The organism is Candidatus Symbiobacter mobilis CR (genome assembly GCF_000477435.1).
GTDB lineage: Bacteria > Pseudomonadota > Gammaproteobacteria > Burkholderiales > Burkholderiaceae_C > Rhodoferax > Rhodoferax mobilis.
In genome coordinates, this window is the sequence record NC_022576.1 from 1,286,862 (window position 1) to 1,311,285 (window position 24,424).

Genomic DNA, 24,424 nt, shown 5'->3' on the forward strand with positions numbered 1-24,424 from the left:
TTTGCGGCTGCACCCCGCCTTGTCGCGCACTAGCCAGCAGCGGCTTCCTCGGTCATCGGCTGCGCGATGGGCACCCATTGCAAGAACTGCGCTTCCAGGTTCCGCACGAAGCGCAGGGTATCGAACAACGGGCCGCTTTCCCGCGCCAACCGCAGCTTTTGTCTGATCTGCTCCCGCAACGCAGGGTCGTTCGCAAAAGCGACTGCGGCTTCTTCGTAATGCTGCACGTCGTAGGTAATCATGTCGGAAAGCCCGGCAGCAGTCAGCAACGCCCCCGCCATGCGCGATGCGAAGGAACGGCCAGAACGTGTGAGCAAAGGACATCCCATCCACAGGCAGTCATTGGCCGTCGTTCCAGCGTTGAAGGGAAAGGTATCCAAAAACAAATCGGCACAAGGGTATTGGCCCAGATAGTCCTCGGGCAAGACACGCAACGCGAACACCAATCGCTCCGGCGCAATGCCGTGACGTTGGGCCTGCGCAAGCAGGTTGGCCTTGGCCGGGGGATTGTCAGCCAGGAGCCACAACACGCTGCCGGGCACCCTATGCAGGATTCGCATCCAGACGGCAAACATCTCCGGCGTGATTTTGAAAGTGTTGTTGAGCGAGCAAAAGACGAAAGAGTCCCCCGGAAGCCCGCATTGTTCCCGCGTTAGCCCAAGGCGTGCAGAGCGATTGCGGTCGCTGATCTGGTAGACGTCAGGCATGTAGAGCGGGCGTTCTGAATAGTACTGCGCGTATTCCTCGGGGATGAGGAAGCGGTCTGCAATGACATAGTCAATGGCCGGGATCCCGGTCGTTGCAGGCAGCCCCAGATAAGTGATCTGGATCGGCGCGGGGCGGTATTGCAGGATGTTGGGCCGCGCCCCTGCCGTTTGCCCTTGCAGGTCGATGAGGATGTCGATTTCGTGCGAGCGGATCAGCCGTGCAGCCTCTTCGTCGCTCATCGTATCGATCCGATGGAAATGGTCCATCGCCGCGACGACCCGCTGGCGCAGGCCCGAGCCGTCTTCCGGGCTCCAGCAATAGGCGTACACCTCGAACTTGCTGCGGTCATGCAATTCGTAGAGCTGCACAGTCAGCATCGACACGGGATGCAGCGTGAAATCCGAAGAGCTGTAGCCAATGCGAATCCGGTCATGGCGATAGCGCGCTCCCTCTGACAGGCAGGGCAAATCCAGCGCAAGTTTTCGTTGTACGAATCTGCGGGCAGCAGACAGTTGCGATTCTGGATCGTCAGAGATGTTCAGCATCGCCAATGCGGAAGTGGCAGCGCGCATCGCTTCCACGCTGACCCCGTACACGTCTTCATACACAGGCCAGATGCATTGACGCTGCCGCAAAAAGACCCAATGGTGCAGCACATCGGGTTGGTCGGGTTCGAGTTCCAGGCTTTGATTGAAAGCGTCGAGCGCACGGGCGACTTCGCGCTGCGGTTCGAGCACGCGCCCGATATGGTTCAGCGCGGCGATGACCGCCGAGCGCCCCAAGCCCTCGCGCTCGCCGTTCCGGGCAATCCACTCCCACTGCGCCAACGCTGCATCGGTCTGCCCTTGTCGTTCGAGCAGCAGGCCGAGATTGAGCCTGGGCTGCAAAAACTGGGGAGCGATGGCAATGGCTTGGCGGTACGCAGCTTCTGCCCCTGCAAAGTCCCCCACATGGCTGAGGGTTGCGCCCAGATTGAAGTAAGCAGCATGAATGTACGGGCTGACGTTGTGCGCCAGCCAAGTCTGGTACAGGATGACCGACAAGGGCGCTGCCCCTTCGTCTTCGAGCGCAGACGCCGTCGTCAGCAAGTCATTGAAACCGAGTTCCCCTTTCCACGCTGCAAGGGTTTGCTCGCCAAATCGTTCTATTGCGGCCATCTTGGTTTCACCAAAAAAAATCGCTGATGTGAGGGCATCACATCAGCGACCATCCCCCGCATTGCGCGGGGGCGGGGCCACCCCCTGGCTGTCCGCCAGGGAATGGGCCTTACTTGCCTTGGCCCAGGCTCGGTGTCGTACTCTGCGCCAAGACCCCGTCTTCCTGCTCGCCCAACTTCGGCTTCTTGAGCTGTACAGGCACTGCGGGGATACCCTGTGCATGCAAGGGCTGGCCGTTGGCATCAAAGTTCCGCATCACATCGACCACCGCCAGCAGGCCCGATGCCACGGTACCCATCGTTGGCGCTGAAGGATCGGCAAGCGTGGAAGCCGACTTGACTGACACGGACTCCCCTGCTTCGTAATCCTGCAGGGCAGCGACCATGCCTTTGACGTTGGCTTCGAGCAGCGTCTGCGAGCTTGCAACCGTACCTACGGGCCGTGTCTTGAACCAGACATCCGCCATCTCGTGTTCCTTGCCATCTACGGTGGTGTAGCTGGACACAAGTTTGCTCTCGTTGCCGTTCTCCACCTTGTCGGAAGCCGTCGCTGTGACGCTGAGGCTCGTGATTTGCAGCTCGTCCAGGGTACGGAGTTCCGCTTCCTGACTTTGTCCATCCGAATTCACGTCCACCCATACCCGCAGTTGCGAGTACGCCGAATCGGCAGCCGTGATAGACAGGTCACCACTGGTATCGAGTTGCGCCAACGCTTGGTAGCCGTTCTCGGCCTTCAGACCGTTGGCCAAGGTCGTGCCCGAACCGAACAGTTCGGAACCATCGTTGATCACACCATCACCATTGAGATCCCTGGCCAGCAAGCCATCGGTCGGCGCAACCCAGCCAGTTCGCACGGGCTGGCCCGTTGCTGCAACGTCGAACACCACGCCTTGCGTCAGGCCCAAGGTGGACACCCCGTCGCCATTAAGGTCGAGGACGAGCGGAGTGGTCGAGGTACCCAGTGCAGTCTTCTGCGCATCCGTCAGCCCAGTCGTTTGCGCCGTGGTGATGACACACACTTGGGCATCGGTAAAGGCTTGCAGTTGCGCATCGCTCAACTTCTTGAACTGAGCGTTGGTAAGTGCCTTCACTTGGTTGTCTGTCAAACCGTTGGTAATCTGGTCTGCAGTCAACGCAGCGATCTGCGCGGTAGTCATCCCTGCAATATGCGCAACGCTGAAGCCAGGAATGGAGGCAGTCGGCATGCCTGCGATCTGTTCTGGCGATAGGGCCTTCACATCGTTGAGCTCCATGCCGGCAATTTGCTTGGTCGTCAAAACATTGACCTGCCCTTGCGTAAGAGAGCGAACCTGCCCGGTAGTCAGCGACACCACTTGCGCCAAAGTCAACGCTGCAATATGGTCATTGCTCAACTGCACGACTTGCGCAGTACCCAATGCGGCAATATCCCTGGTCTCCATGCCTGCCAATTGGGTCGTCGTCAATCCACTGGCACCCAACTGGTCGGCTGTCAGGCTACGCACTTGCGCCGTATTCAACGCCACGATTTGCGCTACGGAGAAACCATCGCGCAGGGTGGCAGCAGGCAGGCCTGCCACTTGCTCTGTGGTGAGCGCAGCGATATGGTGCGTCTGCAAACCGTAGCGGACTTGCGCCGTCGTTAACGAAGCAATTTGATTCGTACCGATTGCACGGAGGTCAGCCACGTCCATGGCGCGCAGTTGCAGCGTGGAAAGCCCTTGCTGCACTTGCTCCACCGTCAAGGCACTGGCTTGCGCTGTGGTCAGCGCAACGATATGGTGCGTCTTGAGGCCGCCGTTGATCTGCGCGGTAGTCAAACGTGCGATGTTGTCGGTAGTCAAGGCCGCAACGTCTCGCGTTTCCATCGCTCCCAGTTGGACTGTAGATAGCCCCAGTCTCACTTGGTCACTGGTCAAGGCGCGAATCTGCGCGGTGGTCATCGCAATGATGTGACGACTGGTCAACCCGCTCAGGATTTGGTCCGTACCGAGCGCAGCCACTTGCGCAGTCGTCATCGCAGCCACCTGGTGCGTTCCCAACCCGTTGTACATCTGCGTCGTCGTCAACGCTACGACCTGTTCGGTTCCCAGCGCAGCGATGTCGTTGGTCTGCATGGCCCCCAACAGCGTGGTACTCAGCCCCTTCGACAATTGATCCGTCGTCAACGACCGTACTTGCGCGGTGGAAAGCGCCACGATATGTGCAGTGGTTAGCCCCAGGTTGACCTGCGTCGTCGTTAGTGCGGCAACCTGATCGGTAGACATAGCTACCAGATCCCTGGTTTCGAGATATGGCAATTGCGTCGTCGTCAGCGCAGTGATCTGATCTGTCCCTAGGCTGCGGACTTGGGCGCTATTGAGCGCTGCGATATGGTGCGACTTCAACCCTACAGCGAGTTGCGTAGAGGTGAGCACAGCAATCTGTTCCGTCTTCAACGCTGCGAGATCGACGGTTTGCATCGCATTGAGCTGCGAGGTTCCCAGACCCAGTTTGACCTGATCGGTACTCAATGCCCGCACTTGCGCCGAATTGAGTGCAATGATGTGCGCAGTGTGGAAGCTGTCCATCAATTGCGCAGTGGTCAAGGATGGAATCTGCGACGTGGACAGCGCTGCGATGTGATGGGTACGAAGCCCCTCTTTCACTTGTGTCGTGGTCATGGCCGCCAATTGATCGCCAGTCAATGCTCGAACATCGCGTGTTTCCAGATAAGGCAACTGCACCGTCGTCAACGCGGCGATCTGACTGGTCGTCATATTCTTGACCTGCGCAGTCGTAAGCGCCGCAATGTGGAGAGACTTCAGTCCTTGCGCAACCTGTGTCGTCGTCAACGCCGATATTTGGTCGGTGGTCAGTGCTGCCAAGTCCACTGTTTGCATCGCATTGAGCTGCGCCGATGTCAAAGCCTGCAACTGCGGCTCGGTCAAAGCCCGAACCTGCGCAGAGCTGAGTGCTACCACATGTGCCGTCGTCAGCCCCAGGTTGATCTGTGACGTAGTCAGTGCTGCAATTTGGCTCGTCTTGAGCGCAGCTACATGGTTTGTACGCAGACCGAGATTGACTTGGCTGGTTGTCAGCGCAGCCACCCCTTCGTCAGTCAGCGCAACGATGTCGCGGGTTTCCATGTACGGTAGTTGAACCGTCGTCAGCGCAGCCACCTGCTTGGTCGTCAAGTTCTTGACCTGCGCAGTGGTCAGCGCAACGATGTGCTGCGACTTCAGCCCTTCCGCCACCTGCGTCGTTGTCAATACCGCTATTTGATCAATCGTCAACGCAGCCAGATCCGCCGTTTGCATTGCATTGAACTGCGTCGTCGTCAACCCATGCTCGATTTGGTCGGAATTCAACGCACGAATCTGTGCAGTATTCAGCGCCACGATGTGCGCCGTCGTCAACCCATCACCCACTTGCGAGGTCGTCAAGGCACCGATCTGCTCGGTGGTCAGCGAAGCGATATGCGTTGTCCGCAGGCCCGATTGCACTTGCGTGGTTGTCAATACCGCGATCTGTTCGGGCAGCAACGTGCGGAAGTCTCGCGTTTCCATCGCCAGCAACTGCGTGGTTTGCAACGCCTTGACTTGGTCAGTCGTCAAGCTGCGTACTTGCAAGCTGTTGAGCGCAACGATGTGGTGCGTCTGAAGCCCAGATGCCAACTGCGTCGTGGAGAGCACGGGAATTTGTTCGGCCGACAGGGCTGCAAGGTCTACCGTCTGGATCGCGTTGAGTTGCGTAGTCGTCAACCCGAGCTTGATCTGGTCGGAATTCAACGCCCGGACGTGCGCAGTGCTCAGCGCCACGATGTGCGCCGTCGTCATTCCTTCGTTGATTTGGGCAGTTGTCAAAGCAGCAATCTGATCCGTCGTCAGCGCAGCAATATGCGTTGTCCGCAGGCCCGTTTGCACCTGCGTCGTAGTCAAAGCCGTGATTTGCTCAGGCAACAGCGTGCGGAAATCGCGCGTCTCCATCGCCAGCAACTGCGCCGGTAGCAACGCCTCGACTTGCTTCGTCGTCAAGCTGCGTACCTGCACACTGTTAAGCGCAACGATGTGGTGCGTCTTGAGCCCATCTGCCAATTGCGTCGTCGTCAGCACCGGAATCTGGTCGGAGGTCATCGCAGCAACGTCTACCGTTTGCATTGCGTTGAGCTGCGTCGTCGTCAATCCAAGCTTGATTTGGTCGGAATTCAACGCCTGCACCTGCGCAGTGTTCAATGCCACGATGTGCGCGGTAGTCATGCCTTCCTTGATCTGTGCCGTTGTCAAGGCCCCGATCTGCTCCGTACCCAATGCAGCGATATGCGAAGTCCGCAAGCCCGTTTGCACCTGCGTCGTGGTCAAAGCCGTGATTTGCTCAGGCAACAGCGTGCGGAAATCGCGCGTCTCCATCGCCTGCAACTGAGCGGTTAGCAACGCCTTGACTTGGTCAGTCGTCAAGCTGCGTACCTGCACGCTGTTGAGTGCAACGATGTGGTGTGTCTCCAGCCCATCCGCCAATTGGGTCGTCGTGAGATACGGCACCTGATCCGTCGTCAAGGCAGCGATATCCCGGGTTTCCATCCTGTTCAGTTGCGTCGTCGTCAACCCGTTCGCAATCTGATTGGAGTCCAGCGCACGTACCTGCGCAGTGCTCAACGCAACGATGTGCGCAGTACTCATCCCATCATGAATTTGCGACGTAGTCAGCACAGCGATTTGCGCCGTACCCAAGGCAGCGATCTGGTGCGTACGCATCCCGTCGTACAGATGGCTGGTGGTCAGCACCGGAATCTGATCGGTCGTCAAGGCCGCAACATCCCGCGTTTCCATCGCCCGGATGTGCGCAGTCCCGAGACCTTTCTGCACTTGATCGGTAGTCAAGCTGCGAATTTGCGCAGTGCTCAACGCAACGACATGGTGCGTTTCCAAGCCGTCCGCAACCTGTGTGGTCGTCAGATAGGGGATCTGATCCGTCGTCAACGCAGCCACGTCTACTGTCTGCATTCTGCCGAGCTGCGTCGTCGTCAAGCCATTTGCAATTTGATCGGAATTTAGCGCACGTACCTGCGCCGTATCCAGTGCAATGACGTGCGCGGTGTTCAAGCCTTGGCTGATCTGACTCGTCGTCAATACAGCAACTTGTGCCGTTTCCAGCGCCGCTACCTGGTGCGTACGCAGCCCGTAATACAACTGACTGGTGGTCAGAACAGCAACCTGATCGGTCGTCAGGGCCGCGACATCCCGCGTTTCCATCGCCCGGATATGCGCAGTATTGAGACCCTTTTGGACTTGTGCGGTAGTTAGACTTTGCACCTGCGCAGTGCTGAGGGCTACGACATGATGCGTCTTCAAACCCTCGGCTACCTGCGTCGTCGTCAGATAAGCAATTTGATCCGTCGTCAACGCAGCCACATCCTGGGTTTCCATCCTGTTCAGATTCGTCGTCGTCAACCCCTCCGCAATCTGGTCGGAGTTGAGCGCACGTATCTGCGCAGTGCTCAAGGCCACGATGTGCGCAGTATTCATCCCATCATGCATTTGCGATGTCGTCAGCGCAGCGACTTGCGCCGTTCCCAGCGCAGCCACCTGGTGCGTGCGCATGCCGTCGTAAATATGCGAAGTGGTCAGTGCCGGGATTTGTTCGACAGTCAGCGCAGCCACATCCCGCGTCTCCATGGCTCGGATATGCGCGGTATTCAACCCTAGTTTGATTTGGTCAGTCGTCAGGTTGCGAATCTGCTCCGTGCCCAACGCCACGATATGGTTCGTTTGCAAACCTTGTGCAATCTGGGTCGTGGTGAGGTTGGGAATCTGATCGGTAGTCAAGGCAACCACGTGGTGGGTTCCTAACCCACCCTGAAGCTGGGTAGTGGTGAGCGCGGCCAGTTGGTCGGCATCCAGCGCACGCAACTGCGCGGTTGTCAAAGCACGTACCTGACTGGTCAAAATTCCTTGCGCAATTTGTGATGTCGTGAATGCCGCAACCTGATCCGTAGTCAGGACAGCAAAGTCATGCGTTTGGATCGCCCCCACTTGCGAGGTACCCAGCGCTGCCAATTGATCGACGCTGAATGCACGCAACTGCGCCGAATTCAAGGCACCAATCTGGGCAGTGTTCAGCCCATTGCGCACTTGATCGGTGTTGAGCGCAGCAATTTGCTCCGTCTTAAGCGAGGCAATATGGTGCGTACGCAAGCCGGACTGCAACTGCGTCGTGCTCAACCCGGAGATTTGATCGACGGACAGCGCTACAACGTCCACCGTCTCCATCTTGGCAAGCTGATTCGTGCTGAGCGCTCCAACTTGGTCAACGGTCAGGCTACGCACCTGTGCAGTGGTCAACCACGGAATCTGGTTGGTCTGGAACCCATCATGCACTTGCGCCGTGGTCAGTGCAGCAATTTGTTCCGTAGTAAGCGCCGGAATGGCATGCGACTGGAGTACGGCAATTTGCGTCGTCGTCAAGCCTTGTTGCACCTGATCGGGTGTCAAGCTACGTAGCTGCGTGGTATTCAGGGCGCGCACGTGGGCCGTCGTGAAACCGCTTTGGAGCTGATCTGTACGGAGTGCAGCCACCTGCGCTGTCGTCAACGCAGCGGCATGTTCTTTATCCAGCCCTTCATTCCACTGCGTCGTCGTCAGCGCTGCCACTTGATCCGGAAGCAGAGCCGCCATGTCTACCGTTTCGAGCTTGGCAAGCTGCGTGGTACTGAGCACAGCGACTTGGGTGAGCGACAAGCTCTGCACCTGCGCTGTAGTCAACCAAGGAATCTGATTAGTCTGAATCCCATCGTGCAATTGCGTCGTGGTCAACACGGCGATGTGATCTGGCGTAAGCGCACCAAGAGCGTGCGACTGGAGCACAGCCAGTTGCGTCGTCGTCAGGCCTTTTTGCACCTGATCAGGTGTCAAACTACTGATCTGTAAGGTATTCAAAGCGCGCACATGCGCAGTCGTGAACCCCTTACTGATTTGGTCGGTTGTCAACGCAGCCACTTGCTCCGTCGTCAACGCGGCAGCGTGCTCCTGACGCAGGCCTTCATTCCATTGCGTCGTCGATAACGCGGCAACTTGCTCTGGATACAGGGCCGCCATATCCAAGGTTTCCAGCTTAGCAAGCTGGGCGGTAGTCAGGCCGTTCTCGATTTGATTGGCAGTCAGCGCACGAACCTGGCTGGTACTCAATGCAATGATGTGCTTGGTGCTAAAGCCTTCCTTCAACTGCGCCGTCGTCAGAATCGGAATCTGTTCGCCCGTCAGCGCCGCCACTTGCGCCGTCGACAACCCCACCGAAATCTGCGTGGTAGACAGCGCAGCGATCTGGGTAATGGTCATCGCAGCGATATCTTGCGTCTCAATCGCCCCAATTTGCTTTGAGGAGAAGACGGCGAGCTGACCAAGACTGACGCCCTGGATTTGATCGGTCGTCAGCGCAGCGACTTGCGCAATAGTGAATCCTTCTTCAATTTGCGTCGTCGTCAGCGTACGGAGCTGCTCTACGCTGAGGTAGGGAATGTCTCGCGTTTCGATGGCTGCCAATTGGGTCGAAGTCAGTGCCTGCAATTGCGCAGAGTTCAGTACAGAAATCTGCACGCTGTTGAGCGCCTCAATCGCCGCGACCTTGAACCCGTCATGAATCTGCGACGTGGTCAGCGCAGCCACCTGGTCCGCATTCATCGCGGCAATTTGGGCAGTGGTGACCCCAGCCGACAACTGCGTCGTGGTCAACACTGCCACCTGCGCAGGGCTGAGCGCAGCGAAGTCTCGGGTTTCGATCAGCGAGATGTTTTTGGTCGACAGCACGGGAATCTGAACTGATGTCAGCGCCTGGATTTGCTCGGTGCTCAACGCAACGATCTGCAGCGAATTGATCCCCTGCTCGATTTGCGTTGTCGAGAACGCGGCAATTTGGGAACCCGTGAGCACCGCAATGTCTTGCGTCTCGATCACCGCCACTTGCGAAGTCGTCAACGCCCCAATCTGGTTGGCTATCAACGCAGGGGTTTGCACTGTCGTCAGCGCGATGATGTGATCCGTCGTCAGCCCTTCGTTGATTTGCGAGGTCGTCAAGGACGGCAACTGGTCGACCGTCAGCGCGGCGATCGATAGGCTCTTGAGGCCTTGTTGAAGCTGGGTCGTCGTCAGGGCCGCAAGCTGGGTTCCCGTCAAGGCGGCAATATCGGCCGTATCCATCACGGCCAGTTGCGATGTCGTCAACGCTTGAATCTGCGTAGCAGAGAGAAGCCAGGGTACTTGCTCGGTGGTCAGTCCCTGGAACTGCGAAGGCGTTAACCCTTCTTTGATTTGCGTGGTCGTCAGGGCTGCGATTTGCGCCTGGGTCATCACCGCGATGTCGCGTGTCTCCATCGACGCCAACTGGGTGGTCGTCAAGCCTTCCACATGGTCTGCAGTCAGGTACGGAATCTGCGCCGTCGTCAACGCTTGCAATTGCGTGGTCGTAAACCCATACGCGATTTGCGAGGTGGTCAGCGCGGCAAATTGTTCTTCCTTGAGGGTAGCGATATGGCTGGTGCTAAACCCTTCACTGATTTGCGTGGTCGTCAGCACAGCGATTTGGGCCTGGCTAAAGACTGCTAGATCCCGCGTTTCCAACGCCGCCATTTGCGCCGTCGTCATTGCCCCCACCTGGGCGGCGGACACTCCATCCTGGAATTGGGAGACTGTCAACGACGTAATCTGCCCTTCCGTCAGCCCCGCGCTGAACTGCGTAGTGGTGAGGGAGCCAATCTGTTCCGCAGACAAGACAGCCAAGTCACGCGTTTCCATCGTGCGCAAGGTGGTCGTCGTGATCGCTTGCAACTGGCTTGCACTCAACCCCTGCACTTGTAGCGTGCTGAGCGCCTGCAATTGGGTGGTAGTCAAGCCCCCGTTGATCTGCGTGGTGGTCAGCGCGGCGACTTGATCCATGGTCAGCGCGGCAATCTGGTTTGCGCTGATAGCTTGGCTGAAATGCGTGGTAGTCAGCGCAGCCAGTTGATCGTTACTTAACCGACGCAAGTCCTGCGTCTCAATGGCCGCCACCTGCGCTGTCGTCATCACGCCAATTTTGGCAGCGCTTAAATATTCAATCTGCGCAGTGGTCAACGCAGTAATCTGCCCAGCGGTCAGGCTCTGCATCTGGGTCGTGGTGATCGCCGCGAATTGCTCGTCGCTCAACAGAGCAAAGTCCCGGGTCTCCATCGCGTTGATGTCGTTAGCGAGGTGCGGGATCTGGGCTGCCTCCAGCGCCATCACCTGGGCGGTGGTTAGTGCTTCGACTTTTGACGTGGTCAGCGCGCCGAGCTGAGAGGACGTCAGCGCACTAATGATGCTGGCGGGAATCCATGAAAACTGGTTGGTTGTTAGCCCGGCACTGGTGCTGTTGACATCTGACGCAAAGTGAAAATGGGTGCCATCTGTATTAAATCCAACCACCTGCTCAGCAGTCAGTGTCTGGAAGTCCGCCAGTTGCGCGGTAGTCACAAAATTACTATCAAGAGCCGCTATTTGTGTAGCAGTCAAACCGTCAAAAGCACCCATGGAAACTCTCCAGGTGAGGGGAAAAAAAAAGACAGCCAGCCCAAAAGGCGGCCAAGATTACGACGATCTTACTGCTATCGGTTCGATTGGGGAGAGCTTGATGGCCAGAGGGAGAGTGATTTGTGACAATTTGTGAATTTGCCCTCCCACGCTCTGGTAGCTTTGCCTACCTTACCCTGTCTATCCCTGCCTGTCCGCTCCCCTCCCCATGCTCCCTTTTTCCCACATCGCCCTGCGCTGCGCGGCTCTCCTCGCCTTCGCCTACGCTGCCACCACGCTCGCTGCTCCCAATGCAGCTCCAGCCGCGCCCTCTCGCGTGCCTGTTATCGCCCCCGCCATCGTGCTGAGGGTGCATCACTTCCTGCCCGCCACATCGGCCACACAGACGTTGATCCTGCAACCGTGGTGCGATGCCATCGAGAAAGACTCCGGCGGCCGGTTGCGCTGCCAGATCTACCCTTCGATGCAATTGGGGGGAACGCCCGCGCAGTTGTTCGACCAAGTCCAAGACGGTATCGTCGACGTGGCATGGACGCTGCCTGGCTACACAGCGGGGCGTTTTCCGCTGGTTGAAGCCTTTGAATTGCCGTTCATGATGCGCGACCCGGTAGCGACAAGCAAGGCGCTGTGGGACTATGTGCAGCAGTACGCGCCCGCCGAATTTCAAGGGGTGCGTGCGCTGGCCTTGCATGTGCATGGCAGGGGATCGATCCACACGACCCAGGCGCCGATCCACACGATGGCCGACCTTCGCGGCAAAAAGGTTCGCGCCCCTACCCGGCAGACCAACCGTCTGCTGGCCGCGCTAGGGGCTACCCCCGTTGCCATGCCGGTGACTGCTGTCAGCGAGGCGTTATCCAAATCCGTCCTCGACGGGGCGCTGGCGCCCTATGACGTAGTTCCCTCAATCAAGCTACAAGACTTGGCGCGCTTCCATGCCGATACCGACCCCGCAGAACCCGCGCTCTACACCGCGACCTTTATCCTGGCGATGAACCCCGCGACCTACGCACGCCTGCCCCCAGATTTGCAAAAGGTGATCGACGCGCACAGTGGCCAGGCGACTTCCGGGGCCTTTGGCAAAACCTTTTTCACCGCAGACGCTGCCGGGTACCGGCTGACCGCCCACAACGCCCACAACGTGATTGGCGCAGCGGAATTGCAGCGCTGGAAACAAGCCGCGCAGCCGGTGTGCGATGCCTGGGTGCGCGAAGTCGGCGCCAAAGGCTACGACGGGCGCCGCTTGTTGGAAGGGGCGCGCAGGTTGATTGCCGAGCACAGCAAGGCAGCCCCCGCGCAGTAATTGCAGCGCGGTTCGAGGGGTGGGTCTACACTGCGGATGGGCTGGGCTACCATCCAATGCACATCCCTATAGCAGGACATGACGACGATGAATCCCTCGTGAACACCCCACTATGAGCATCAACTATGAGCATCAAATGTGACCGATGGATTCGCCGCATGGCGCAAGAACACGGGATGATCGAGCCTTTCGAGCCTGCGCAGGTTCGCACCGACGCATCGGGCGAGCACATCGTCAGTTATGGCACAAGCAGCTACGGTTACGACATCCGCTGCGCCACGGAGTTCAAAGTCTTCACCAACCTGCACAGCACTGTCGTAGACCCCAAGAATTTCGATGAAAACAGCTTCGTCGACTTCCACGGCAGCGAGTGCATCATCCCGCCCAATAGCTTTGCGCTGGCGCGTACCGTCGAATACTTCCGCATCCCCCGCAACATCCTCACGATCTGCCTGGGCAAAAGTACCTACGCCCGCTGCGGGATCATCGTCAACGTCACCCCTTTCGAACCCGAATGGGAGGGCTACGTCACCCTGGAGTTCAGCAACACTACCCCCCTGCCCGCCAAAATTTACTCGGGGGAAGGGTGCGCGCAAGTGCTGTTCTTTGAAAGCGACGAGGTGTGCGAAACCTCGTACCGGGACCGCAAAGGCAAATACCAGGGCCAGTGCGGCGTGACTCTGCCCAAGACTTGAATCTCCTCCACGATGGCAACGACTGCATGAACGATCCTCTCCCTGCCCCTGTCACCCTCCCCTCCGATTCCGAATTGCCCCAGGATTTTTCTGGATTGGGGCTGGCAGAACCCCTCTCCCGCGCCATTGCAGAGATGGGCTACACCGCGATGACGCCGATCCAGGCGCAGGCCATTCCCCATGTGCTGCGCGGACGGGATGTGATGGGCGCGGCGCAAACAGGCACAGGCAAGACTGCGGCGTTCGCCCTCCCCCTGCTCCAGCGGCTGTTGGCGCACCAAAATGCCTCAATGTCGCCAGCGCGACACCCTGTCCGCGCCCTGGTACTGCTCCCCACGCGGGAGCTGGCCGATCAGGTGGCGCAACAGGTGCGGCTATTCGGCCAATACACCCAGTTGCGCAGCACCGTCGTTTTTGGCGGTGTCGATATCAAACCCCAGGCTGTTGAGCTCAAGCGCGGAGTCGAAGTACTCGTGGCCACGCCGGGGCGTCTGCTCGACCACATCGAAGCAAAACACTGCGCGCTCCATCAGGTGGAGTACGTCGTGCTCGACGAAGCCGACCGCATGCTCGACATCGGTTTTCTGCCCGACTTGCAGCGCATCCTGTCGTACCTGCCCGCGCAGCGGACGACCCTGCTCTTTTCGGCTACCTTTTCGCCGGAGATCAAGCGGCTCGCGGCCAGCTACCTGCAGAACCCCATCACGGTAGAGGTCTCGCGCTCCAACGCTGCTGCATCGACCGTCGAACAGCACTTCTACCGCGTGTCGGACGACGACAAGCGCCGCGCACTGCGGCAAGTGTTGCGCCAGCGCGGGTTGAAGCAGGCTTTCGTCTTCGTCAACAGCAAGCTGGGCTGCGCGCAACTGGCCCGCTCCCTCGTTCGGGAAGGGCTGCAAGCCACTGCTCTGCACGGGGACAAAAGCCAGGAAGACCGCTTGGAGGCATTGGACGCCTTCAAGGCCGGGCGCTTCGACCTGCTCGTCTGCACTGACGTGGCCGCACGCGGGCTGGACATCAAGGATGTGCCCGCAGTCTTCAATTTCGATGTCCCCTTCAATGCCGAAGACTACGTCCACCGCATTGGCCGCACAGGGCGTGCAGGGCTGGCAGGGCTGGCCGTTACCCTCGTGACCAAGGACTCGACTCGCCAGGTTGACGAGATTGCCCAGCTCATCAAAACGCGGATCGACATCGAACCTTTCGAGTTCGAGGAAGACCTACCCGACATCCGCAAGCAAGGCCACTTCAACGACGGCAAGCGCCTGTACCGCGAAGACCCTGCCGATGCCCCGGCCCGTCCACGCAGCAGCCCGCATCGTGCGCCACGCCCGCCTGCCGACCCCATCTTCGCCGCGCCCTACGAACCCCCTGCCACAGACGCCCCCGCACCTGCCTGGGAACGCGCCGCGCCATTGCGCACAGGGCGTGGGCTATCCGGCAACATCAAGCCCCGACGCAAGGTCGCCGCCTTGCTCCACCCCACCTCGCTCGACAACGTGTAGTCCTCCGTTGCTCCCACAGCAATACCCTGCAACCAAGGGTTCTGCGCAGCAGGCGCCATCAACCTTTTGCCGAACCGGGCCGTTAGCGGGCTGCAGCCGCGCATTCCACCTGCACCCGTTCTCCTTCCCGCACCAGCGCCCCGCCTTCGATGCATAGCGCGGTCAAACTCCCACCCCATACACATCCTGTGTCGAGCGCGATGGTGTCGTCGCGCCCCAGCCACCCCAAAGTAGACCAGTGGCCAAAGGCAATGCGCGTGCCCTGCGTCTTGCGCCCAGGTGCATCGAACCACGGCAAACACCCTGGCGGGGCACGGTTTGCAGACTCCGCAGACGAAAAATCCATCCGCCCCTGCGGAGTACAAAAGCGCAGTCGCGTCAAGCCATTGACGATCGTTCGCAGACGATCCATGCCTTGCAACGCATCGTCCCAATGGTCAGGCTGATTGCCGTACAAGCCGTGCAAAAAGCCGTGCAACGCATCACCTTCGCCCCTATCCCCCATGCCTCCACCCGGCCCGCGCAACACGGCGTGGACTTCGTCGGCCAACTCCAGGGTTTGTTCCACCGTCCATTGCGGCAACACCCCGGCATGAACCAGCAAGGCGGTTCCCGTTCCCCACGCCACCGTGCGCGCCAGGGGCTGTGCGCGCAGCCACGCCAGCAAAGCATCCCGATCCGGCGCAGCAAGTATGGAATCCAGCGTATCGCTGCGGGCAGGCTTGCGTGCCCCACATGCCACGACGAGCAGATGCAGATCGTGGTTGCCCAGTACGCACTGCACGGCATGGCCATAGCCCATCAGCTTGCGCAACACCCCTGCGGAATCCGGCCCCCGGTTCACCAGATCGCCCAGCGGGTACAGCGTGTCCCGGCTTGGGTCGAAATCCAACCGCTCCAACAATGCCGTCAGCGCCGCATCGCAGCCCTGGATGTCGCCCACCAAATACCTTGCCATCGCTGCTGTCCCGTTTCCCTCACCCCCAACCCCTCTCCCGCTGGGCGAGGGGAGCTTCAAGAAGCCGCTTCGCGACTTTTCCGTAAACCCATAGCCCGTTTTCGAGCATCGTAGCCGTACCATGGAAGTGCTCCTGATCCTTTTGCTCATCGTCCTCAACGGTCTCTTTGCGATGACCGAGCTTGCGCTGGCAGCCTGCCGCAGGGCGCGGCTGAGCGCCCTGGCCGCAGAAGGGGATCGCGGCGCACGCGCTGCGCTGGAGCTGCTCGACCAGCCCGACCAGTTCCTATCGACGATCCAGATCGGCATCACCTCGATCGGCGTGCTCAACGGCATCATTGGCGAGGCCGCTTTCAGCCCCCAATTCGCAGCGTGGATGTGCAGCCTGGGCACGCCGGATGCCATCGCGCATGTTGTTGCCACGGGGCTGGTCGTCACGATCGTTACGTTTTTGACGATCGTTTGCGGGGAACTCGTTCCCAAACGCATCGGCCAGCTCTATCCAGAGACCGTCTCCCGCTGGATGTCGCAGCCCATGCAATGGCTGGCGCGCATCGCACGGCCTTTCGTCAGCCTGCTTGCGCAGTCCACCGCCGCGATGCTGCGGCTGCTGCGTATCGACACCCAAGCCACCCACAGCATGACTGAGGCGGAAATTTCCGCTAGCCTGGAAGAGGGCTTGGATGCCGGCGTGATCGAAGCGCAGGAACACCAGATGATGCACAACGTGCTCGCGCTTGATGACCGTCCACTGACTTCGATGATGGTGCCACGCTCCGAAGTCGATTGGCTCGACGCAGATGCCACCGTGGAAGCAGCCCTGGCCCGGTTGCGCGACGATGCAGGGGGCAGCACCCATTCGTGGTACCCCGTATGCCGTGGTTCTCTGGACGAGGTGCTCGGCAAGATCAGCGTCGCACGGCTGCTGGAACTGGGCGCCGAAGCGCCGGGAACGCTGGCGAAATACGCTTCGGAAGTGGCCTTCGTCCCGGAAACCCTCAGCGGCATGGAATTGCTGGAACAACTGCGCCTGGAAGCGGGGCGCATGGTGCTCGTGGTCGATGAATACGGCGTGGTGCAAGGGCTGCTGACCCCGCATGACCTGCTCGAAGCGATCACCGGCGAGCTACAACCCGCTTCCTGCGCGGATGCCTGGGCCGTGGAACGCGAGGACGGCAGTTGGCTGCTCGACGGCGTGATGCCCGTGGCCGAACTCAAATCCCGCCTGGGGATCGACGAACTCCCGCTGGAGCAACGCCATCGGTACCACACCCTGGCCGGCTTTCTGATGGCCACCAGCGGGCACCTGCTCGCCACCGGCGAAACCGTGCGTTGTGGGGCCTGGCAATTTGAGGTCGTGGACCTTGACGGTCGGCGTGTGGACAAGGTGCTCGCCAGTCGACTGCCTACTGAAGATGCCCCGCCAAGCTGACCTGTACCAGGCTCAGGCGGCCTCGTACTCGGCGCTGAACACGGCTTCCGTCGCGCCTACATGGCAATGGGTACCTTGCACTTTCGCATGGAAACCATGGCACCCCCAAAAAAGCCAAGGGATTTTTTGGAATCAACGCCAGCACCTGCCCCATCCGGCACCCCCGGAATTCCCTCCCCCAAGCCAGGCATTGCCTACTCACCAAGCATCCCACCATGTTTACTGGAATCATCACCGCCATCGGCCATATCGTCCACGCTGCTCCCCCTGACCATCCCGAAGCGCAAGGGCTGCGACTGGTCTTGTCTTGCCCGCCAGGCTACCTGGAAGACGTAGTCCCCGGCGACAGCATCGCGCTGAATGGCGCATGCATGACAGTCTGCAAAGCCGACGCCACAGCCAGCCGTTTCACCGTCGATGTGTCTGCGGAGTCCCTGGACAAAACAACGGGCTTCGACAACGTGGGCACACCCGTCCACCTGGAAAAAGCGCTGCGTCTGCAAGACAGGCTGGGCGGGCATCTCGTCAGCGGGCATGTCGATGCCGTCGGGCGCGTGCTGCGCTGTGAACCTGTGGGCGAAGGCAGAGCGCTACACGTCTTGGCCCCGCCGCATTTGGGCAAGTTCCTCGCAGTGAAGGGTTCCGTATGCATCCACGGGGTCAGTCTGACGATCAACGGCGTAGCCGATCAACCCGAAGGTTGCGCCTTCCACGTTCACCTGATCCCCCACACGCTGCACGCCACCGCGCTGGACCGGTTACAGCCCGGTAGCACGGTGAACCTGGAAATCGACCTGATCGCCCGCTATGTCGAACGAATGCGATGGGAAGAAGCGCCCAGTCATGGATAGTCAATCCGTTGTCCAACAACGATATCGGAAAAGGGCGCCATTACCGATATACCTCCCACTGTATGCATTGCAATAACTGCCATGACTTTGCGCAGACGCCCAGAATCAGGAAAGTCATAGCAGTTTCCCTCCCCACCCAGCCCCTCTCCCGCTGGACGAAGAGCGCTTCGAGAAGCCGCTACGCAACTTTCACATTAACCAGCAAGAATGCGCTCTGAGAGGGCACAACGCTAGGAATATGCACTGAAGGCGTAGCGAAATCATGGCGCCAGCACCAAACTTTGGTGCAGTACCCAAATTTTGCAGACAAAAATCAAGAAAATCAATAAGTTGCAATCGTGTAAAAGTTCCATTTCCGATTGCTACGCGCCGAAGTCTTATCATGCGTCGTAGGGTACGATGCGTAGCAGGAGTACAGTGCATCCATGAATTGATCGACCGCGCACTACGATGTAAGTGGACAAATCATCCCCGTTGATGCCGCACTGGCAAAGGCTGGCATCCTCTTTCCCCCAGTCTATAAGGAACACCTTACCTCCCTAGCCTCGATTCCATTCTCCATTCCAATCTTTTTGAGTAAGACAGCGTGCAATATCTACAGGATTTGCATACGATACACATGCAATATATATGCGATATGAAATGATATAAATATAATCATTTTCATCGTGCAGAAAATTTTCACGTTGTTTTTTTCATAGTTAATTATAGTTTTTACTTGTCAAGGAGACAAAAATGGCCCTGTTGAAGAAACCTGCATCCAAGTCCACCACCGCAACGCCTACGGAGGGGAAATCGTCCGCCATGGCTGCGAGAGAAGCCGAAGAACAGCGCAAACGCGCTCGAACCCTCGCCAAACAACAACAAGCGGCGGAACGGATTGCAGCAGCAACCGGCCAATTGTCTTCCGGCATCAATGAAGCAGCATCTGCCGCAGAAGAACTAAAACGCGCATCGGACCAAATTGCTACCGGGGCAGCAGAAGCATCCGGTGCAGCCCAGGAATCTCTGGCAGCATTCAAACAGGTGGTGGATTCGATCGTCCGTCAACAGCAAAATGGGGACATAGGCCAAGCGAAGGGAGAAGCCGTTCAATCCCTGATTATCAAAACCAGCGCTGATGTCACCGGCATGGTCAGCAACGTTGGAGTTGCCGCACAACGCCAAAACGCATCTGTGGCCATGGTTGCAGAACTGGAAAAGCAGGCAGCCAACATCGGTGATATCGTCAAAGCTGTCGCACGCATTGCAGACCAAACCAATTTGTTAGCTCTAAATGCAGCCATTGAGGCTGCACGTGCAGGCAAACACGGTAAAGGCTTTGCAGTCGTAGCCGATGAAGTCAGAACGCTGGCAGAGACTTCGGAAAAGAGCGCCAAACAAATTCAAGACCTGGTCGGGCAAATTCAGCAAGAAGTCAAAATCATTGCAGAAGGCATTAGTGCTTCCGCCAAGTCTGTCGAAGGAGAAGTGGAAAACGGAAAAAACATCACCACACAATTGGAACAAATGCGCATCGATGTCACGGAAATTGTCAAAGGGGTGCGCGAGATTGCGGTAGGCGCGCAACAATCAAAAATTGCCGCGCAGCAAGCCCTAAAAGGTTCGGAAGACATTGCTGCTGCGGCAGAAGAACAATCCGCCGCTTCCGAGCAATCTTCCAAAACCGTTGCGGAACAAGCGCAGGCTCTGGCCGAGTGCGAACAAGCCGCACAAAGTTTGTCCGAATTGGCAGAGGATTTGAAAACCTCCACCGATGTGGCCAAGAGTGCCGAAGAAGTCGCTTCTGCAGCGGAACAACTATCTTCCGCAGTGGCAGAAATCAACAGGTCCGGCGCGCAGATCATGGAAGCCATCGATCAAATTCGCAAAGGCGCCGAAGTGCAATCCGCCGGCACTGCGGAAGCTTCAGCAGCAATCACGCAAATCGAAAAGGGCCTGGAACTTGCCCTAAAACGCGCCTCAGTCAATTCCGAGAAAGTGGAATCCATCAAAAAACTTCTTACTGTCAACAAAGCCGCAGTCAATGCACTCATCGCTGGAATCTTCGCCTCTGCAGAATCTTCCAAAGAGAGTATCAAACAAATTAAAGATCTTGCGTTGGTTTCCCGGCGCATCGACAAAATTGTCGATGCGATTACCACGGTATCAATTCAAACCAATATGCTTGCAGTGAATGGATCGATTGAAGCAGCGCGGGCTGGAGAATTCGGCAAGGGATTTGTGGTTGTCGCTACAGATATTCGAAATCTTGCTCATGATTCAGCAGAAAACGCCGACCGAATCAAGGATATGGTGAAAGCCGTGCAAGATCAAATTAGTGTAGTAGGCCGAGACTTGGAAGAAATTGTCGTGACGGCACAGGGGGAAGTGGAAAAAGCCAAACTCACTACAACGAATCTTATCACCATCGATACCGACATTAATGACGTCGAAAGCAGTACGCAAGAAATTTTGTCTGCAGCTAATGAAATTGCCGCAGCCACTGCGCAAGTCAAAAAGGGGGTAGAACAAATTGCCGCCGCAGCGCAAGAAGCCGACAAGGCCGCTACGGAGTCCGCGTCCGCTGCCAAACAGCAGGCGCAAGGTGCAGAAGAATTGGCTGCTGCTATTGAAGAAATCGCATCCCTGGCCGATGAGCTGCAAAGCAATTAATCCAGGGGCAGAACCATGACTATGGAAACTAGGGAATTGCCAGACGACCCGTCGCAAGTCGCGTCGGTCGACGCTGGTGATGACGAAGACAACATGAATAATCAAATGGCCGATATACGGCAATTTGTGACATTCATTGCTGGTGATGAGGTGTTCGCGGTCGATATGGCGCCGGTACAGGAAATCATTCGGGTTCCCGACGTGGTGCGTGTACCCATGTCTCCTCACACGCTGGACGGCCTATCGAATCTGCGCGGCAAGGTCTTGCCAATCATCAGTTTGCGTCGCATCTTCGGTTTTGATGAGCGCACACACGACGACGCCACCCGTGCTTTGGTCATCGACATTGGCCAGCCATTGGGCTTTGTGGTAGACAAAGTGGCGAGCGTCGTTGGCGTAGAGTCCAGCAAAATCGAAGGCGTTGGAACCATTCACGGCACAGTCAACACGGAACTGCTTTCAGGGATCATCAAAGACGTGGGCGGGCACGCGATGATCATGATCTTGGATTTCGCAAAGCTGATTGCACAAGAATTTTCCGAAATTGCAGCGATAAGCAAGACCAGTGTCATGACAGGTGGATTGTCTGCCAACACTGATAACCAAGGAAGTAGCGACGATACCTTGAGTGACGAGCTGCAATTGGTGAGCTTTGAAGTGGCTGGCCAAGAATACGCAATCACCATCGATGATGTGCAAGAAATCGTCCAGGTACCCGAGAACATAGTGCATATTCCGCGTTCGGAGTCTCACGTCCTCGGTGTGATGACGCTGCGTAACCGCTTATTGCCCCTGGTCAATCTGCGGCGTATGTTTGCGCTGCCTGCGCAAGATGCCGACGAACACAGCCGCATCGTGGTGGTGTCCTTGGGAACCTCTTCCGTGGGCATTGTCATGGACTGTGTCAATGAAGTGCTGCGCGTAGCAAAAAGCGATGTCGATGCTATGCCTGGACTCTTGGCGCGAGACGGCGATTTGAAAGATATTTCTGGCATTTGTCGCCTCAATAACGGTAAACGCCTTGTATCGATCATTTCCGCAAGCAATCTGTTCCGCCATTCCGCCATCAAGGAGGCACTGCATACTGTGGATAGCTTAGACGAGGACAAAACCAATCAGAGTATTGATGATGACGAAAAGTCGAATGACGACGATGAACAAGTCGTGGTATTCCGTCTCGACAAGGAAGAGTTTGGCGTTCCCATAGAGAGCGTGCAAGAAATTGTCCGCGTACCGGAAGTGCTCACGCATATACCCAAGGCCCCTTCTTTCGTCGAAGGAGTCATCAATCTGCGCGGTGCTGTGCTGCCTGTCATCGACCTGCGAAGGCGTTTGGGATTGCCGAATGTAGAGCGTTGTGACCGACAACGCGTCATGGTGTTTCTGATCGAAGGCTTGCGCACCGGTTTCATTGTCGATTCGGTTGCTGAAGTTCTGAAAATTCACAAGTCAGCCATTGAAGCAGCGCCACGTCTTTCAAGTACACAAAGCAAGCTGCTGGCACGGATGGCAAATTTGGAAAAACAAAACCGCATGGTGCAATTGATTGCCCCAGCGCATTTGATCGAAAGCCGAGAGCTTGCAGATCTTGCAGAAATAGCAACGTGACGCAATGCCGGCTTCGTGCTGCGCGAGCGGGCCATGGCATGTGCATTACTACAGAGTATTGCAGCAAGCGCCATGGCCCGTGCGTAAGCATGTTAGGAACGGATCCAGGCTGCAAGACTGCACCAGTGCATACCTTCGTCCCTCCAAAATGCCCTGCAGGGCTGTAGCGCGAAGTCGGATTCCGGTTTGGGCATTCCATCAAGCGTTGTACAACAGTCCATCTATTGCGGTATAGCAGATAGGCTTTGCTCTCAACTGTTTATAATTTATATATTTGTGCAATGGCATTTTTGTAAATAAAACGCAATAGCCACGTACATCTATATATATCTAAATTATGACAAAACTCCTCATCGTCGATGACTCTGCGCTAATGCGACGTCAGTTGGTCAGCTTGTTTGAAGAAGCAGGGGGCTTTCAAATTCATCAAGCAAGAAATGGACGTGAAGCAGTGGAAGAAAACCGCAGCTTCATGCCTGACGTCGTCACGCTGGACATCAATATGCCGGAAATGGACGGCATTACGGCACTGTCACTGATCATGGCAGAACGTCCAGTACCAGTAGTCATGCTTTCTTCCTTGACAGAAAAAGGAGCGCTGGCAACCTTTGAGGCATTGAATCTCGGTGCGGTTGATTACATCGCCAAACCTGGTGGAACCATTTCCTTGTCCCTTGGTGGAATCAAGGAAGAACTGGTCAACAAAGTACGGGCAGCAGCGCTCGCCAAGATCAAGGAGAAAAAAGTTTCCAGCGCCAGGGGGCTGGCGCAGCGTCTGCGCGATGAGCGGGAAAAGCCCGTTCCACGTCCGATGGCCGTTAGGCGCGGGGTAGCGGGTGAGGGACTGGTGATCATTGGCGTTTCCACTGGTGGGCCACGCACGTTGGAAGACATCTTGCCTCTATTTCCTGCCAACTTTCCGTGGCCAGTGCTAGTAGCCCAACACATGCCAAGCTCATTCACACGCCCGTTTGCGGAACGCCTCAACGCCATGTGCGAACTGACGGTGCAAGAAGCCGACCACCCGATGCCGATAGAAGCCGGAATCATCTACATTGGCAAAGGCGGTGCAGATATGCTGGTGGTGCAACGCGGCGGAAAGCTCACCGTAGTTCCCAAACCTGAAAACAAAGAATATCTATGGCATCCCTCTGTGGAATTGCTGGGGCGTTCTGTGTTGGAACATTGCGATCCCTCACGGGTTGTAGGGGTAATGCTGACAGGCATGGGATACGACGGTGCGGATGCTTTTGCTGAAATCAAAAAACGCGGCGGTCGAACCATTGCCGAATCCAGAGAATCAGCAGTCGTTTTTGGTATGCCAGCCGAACTGATAGAGCGGGGTGGCGCCAGCGTAGTGCTGGACAGCGACAAAATTGCAGCCCAAATCAATGTCTGGGCAGGAAGGTAGCAAATTCCATGGCTTTTGTAAAAAACCAATCGACGCAGCCTGTATTGGACGAAGAACGGCAACAACCACGTGATTGCAAACACCTGGTAGCAGAACTGGAAAATCCCAATCCTGGTGCCCGGCGCTGGGCGGCGCGAGATCTGATGGATTGCCCAGATGCTTCAGCAGCATTGATACGTCACTTGGAGCATGAGAAAGATATTTCTGTTCGAGAAGTGATTCTTACGACCCTGACTACCTTGGGGGACGACGTTGCAGTCGCGGGATTGGTGGAATGTTTGCGTAGCGACAGTGCTTTGGTGCGCAATGAGGCTATCGAAGCCATGAAGCAATTGCCAGACGAGGTTGCGTTGATCATGCGTGGCTTGCTGAACGATTCTGATCCCGATGTACGTATTTTTGCGGTAAATATTCTCGAATCTTTACGTCATCCTGATGTCGAAATGTGGCTGATCACAGTAATCGAAAATGATCAGCAATTGAATGTATGCGCTACTGCGGTGGACCTGCTAGGCGAAGTAGGTACAGCAGCATCGCGTGAGCCACTCCAGCGGTTGCAAAAGCGTTTTTCCGATGTTCCCTATATTCAATTCGCTACAAAGCTTGCGCTTCAACGAATCAATGGCGAATAACTTCCATTCCCCG

The 24,424-nt window shown here is 57.3% G+C and carries 12 protein-coding genes; 9 read left to right on the forward strand and 3 right to left on the reverse strand.

Annotated features, from left to right (window positions below):
* Positions 1 to 29: 29 nt before the first annotated feature.
* The gene (locus tag CENROD_RS05305) at positions 30 to 1,865 is read right to left on the reverse strand and encodes an O-linked N-acetylglucosamine transferase, SPINDLY family protein (protein ID WP_022772101.1); all 1,836 of its coding nucleotides are present in this window, start codon (positions 1,863 to 1,865) and stop codon (positions 30 to 32) included.
* A 109-nt stretch (positions 1,866 to 1,974) separates the two neighbouring features.
* Positions 1,975 to 11,361 carry a hypothetical protein gene (locus tag CENROD_RS05310; protein ID WP_022772105.1) on the reverse strand — a complete coding sequence of 3,129 codons (9,387 nt, stop codon included), beginning with the start codon at positions 11,359 to 11,361 and terminating at the stop codon, positions 1,975 to 1,977.
* A gap of 208 nt (positions 11,362 to 11,569) precedes the next feature.
* On the opposite strand from CENROD_RS05310, the gene CENROD_RS05315 reads away from it, so the two are divergent.
* The 3 genes from CENROD_RS05315 to CENROD_RS05325 all read left to right on the forward strand — a co-directional run bounded on the left by CENROD_RS05315 (position 11,570) and on the right by CENROD_RS05325 (position 14,864).
* Positions 11,570 to 12,664 carry a TRAP transporter substrate-binding protein gene (locus tag CENROD_RS05315; RefSeq protein WP_022772109.1) on the forward strand — a complete coding sequence of 365 codons (1,095 nt, stop codon included), beginning with the start codon at positions 11,570 to 11,572 and terminating at the stop codon, positions 12,662 to 12,664.
* A gap of 125 nt (positions 12,665 to 12,789) precedes the next feature.
* On the forward strand, positions 12,790 to 13,359 hold the full coding sequence (dcd, locus tag CENROD_RS05320; protein ID WP_022772113.1) for a dCTP deaminase: 570 nt from the start codon (positions 12,790 to 12,792) through the stop codon (positions 13,357 to 13,359).
* Positions 13,360 to 13,433: 74 nt separating this feature from the next.
* Positions 13,434 to 14,864 (forward strand): DEAD/DEAH box helicase, encoded by a 1,431-nt coding sequence (locus CENROD_RS05325; protein WP_041194138.1) that lies wholly within the window; start codon positions 13,434 to 13,436, stop codon positions 14,862 to 14,864.
* An 82-nt stretch (positions 14,865 to 14,946) separates the two neighbouring features.
* Here the strand turns inward: CENROD_RS05325 and CENROD_RS05330 are convergent, their stop codons facing one another.
* Positions 14,947 to 15,822, reverse strand: coding sequence for a symmetrical bis(5'-nucleosyl)-tetraphosphatase (locus tag CENROD_RS05330; RefSeq protein WP_022772121.1), 876 nt, complete (start codon positions 15,820 to 15,822; stop codon positions 14,947 to 14,949).
* Between the two features lie 121 nt (positions 15,823 to 15,943).
* Here CENROD_RS05330 and CENROD_RS05335 point away from each other — a divergent pair, with 121 nt between their 5' ends.
* The 6 genes from CENROD_RS05335 (at position 15,944) to CENROD_RS05360 (ending at position 24,411) form a co-directional block, all read left to right on the forward strand.
* Positions 15,944 to 17,254: a hemolysin family protein gene (locus tag CENROD_RS05335; protein ID WP_022772125.1), complete on the forward strand. Its 1,311-nt coding sequence runs from the start codon at positions 15,944 to 15,946 to the stop codon at positions 17,252 to 17,254.
* 215 nt (positions 17,255 to 17,469) lie between these two features.
* On the forward strand, positions 17,470 to 18,105 hold the full coding sequence (locus tag CENROD_RS05340; RefSeq protein ID WP_022772129.1) for a riboflavin synthase: 636 nt from the start codon (positions 17,470 to 17,472) through the stop codon (positions 18,103 to 18,105).
* Between the two features lie 735 nt (positions 18,106 to 18,840).
* Positions 18,841 to 20,760, forward strand: a complete 1,920-nt coding sequence (locus CENROD_RS05345) for a methyl-accepting chemotaxis protein (protein ID WP_022772133.1) — start codon at positions 18,841 to 18,843, stop codon at positions 20,758 to 20,760.
* A gap of 15 nt (positions 20,761 to 20,775) precedes the next feature.
* Positions 20,776 to 22,368, forward strand: a complete 1,593-nt coding sequence (locus tag CENROD_RS05350) for a chemotaxis protein CheW (protein WP_022772137.1) — start codon at positions 20,776 to 20,778, stop codon at positions 22,366 to 22,368.
* Between the two features lie 337 nt (positions 22,369 to 22,705).
* Positions 22,706 to 23,779 (forward strand): chemotaxis-specific protein-glutamate methyltransferase CheB, encoded by a 1,074-nt coding sequence (gene cheB, locus CENROD_RS05355; protein ID WP_022772141.1) that lies wholly within the window; start codon positions 22,706 to 22,708, stop codon positions 23,777 to 23,779.
* 8 nt (positions 23,780 to 23,787) lie between these two features.
* Entirely contained in the window at positions 23,788 to 24,411 is a 624-nt protein-coding gene (locus CENROD_RS05360) for a HEAT repeat domain-containing protein (protein ID WP_022772144.1), read from the forward strand.
* Positions 24,412 to 24,424 lie beyond the last annotated feature (13 nt).

What these genes read in the sequence shown, in the direction of transcription:
- CENROD_RS05305 (WP_022772101.1), bottom strand. Translation starts at nt 1,865, where the DNA reads ATGGCCGCAATAGAACGATTTGGCGAGCAAACCCTTGCAGCGTGGAAA.
- CENROD_RS05310 (WP_022772105.1), bottom strand. Translation starts at nt 11,361, where the DNA reads ATGGGTGCTTTTGACGGTTTGACTGCTACACAAATAGCGGCTCTTGAT.
- CENROD_RS05315 (WP_022772109.1), top strand. Translation starts at nt 11,570, where the DNA reads ATGCTCCCTTTTTCCCACATCGCCCTGCGCTGCGCGGCTCTCCTCGCC.
- dcd (WP_022772113.1), top strand. Translation starts at nt 12,790, where the DNA reads ATGAGCATCAAATGTGACCGATGGATTCGCCGCATGGCGCAAGAACAC.
- CENROD_RS05330 (WP_022772121.1), bottom strand. Translation starts at nt 15,822, where the DNA reads ATGGCAAGGTATTTGGTGGGCGACATCCAGGGCTGCGATGCGGCGCTG.
- CENROD_RS05335 (WP_022772125.1), top strand. Translation starts at nt 15,944, where the DNA reads ATGGAAGTGCTCCTGATCCTTTTGCTCATCGTCCTCAACGGTCTCTTT.
- CENROD_RS05340 (WP_022772129.1), top strand. Translation starts at nt 17,470, where the DNA reads ATGTTTACTGGAATCATCACCGCCATCGGCCATATCGTCCACGCTGCT.
- CENROD_RS05345 (WP_022772133.1), top strand. Translation starts at nt 18,841, where the DNA reads ATGGCCCTGTTGAAGAAACCTGCATCCAAGTCCACCACCGCAACGCCT.
- CENROD_RS05350 (WP_022772137.1), top strand. Translation starts at nt 20,776, where the DNA reads ATGACTATGGAAACTAGGGAATTGCCAGACGACCCGTCGCAAGTCGCG.
- cheB (WP_022772141.1), top strand. Translation starts at nt 22,706, where the DNA reads ATGACAAAACTCCTCATCGTCGATGACTCTGCGCTAATGCGACGTCAG.
- CENROD_RS05360 (WP_022772144.1), top strand. Translation starts at nt 23,788, where the DNA reads ATGGCTTTTGTAAAAAACCAATCGACGCAGCCTGTATTGGACGAAGAA.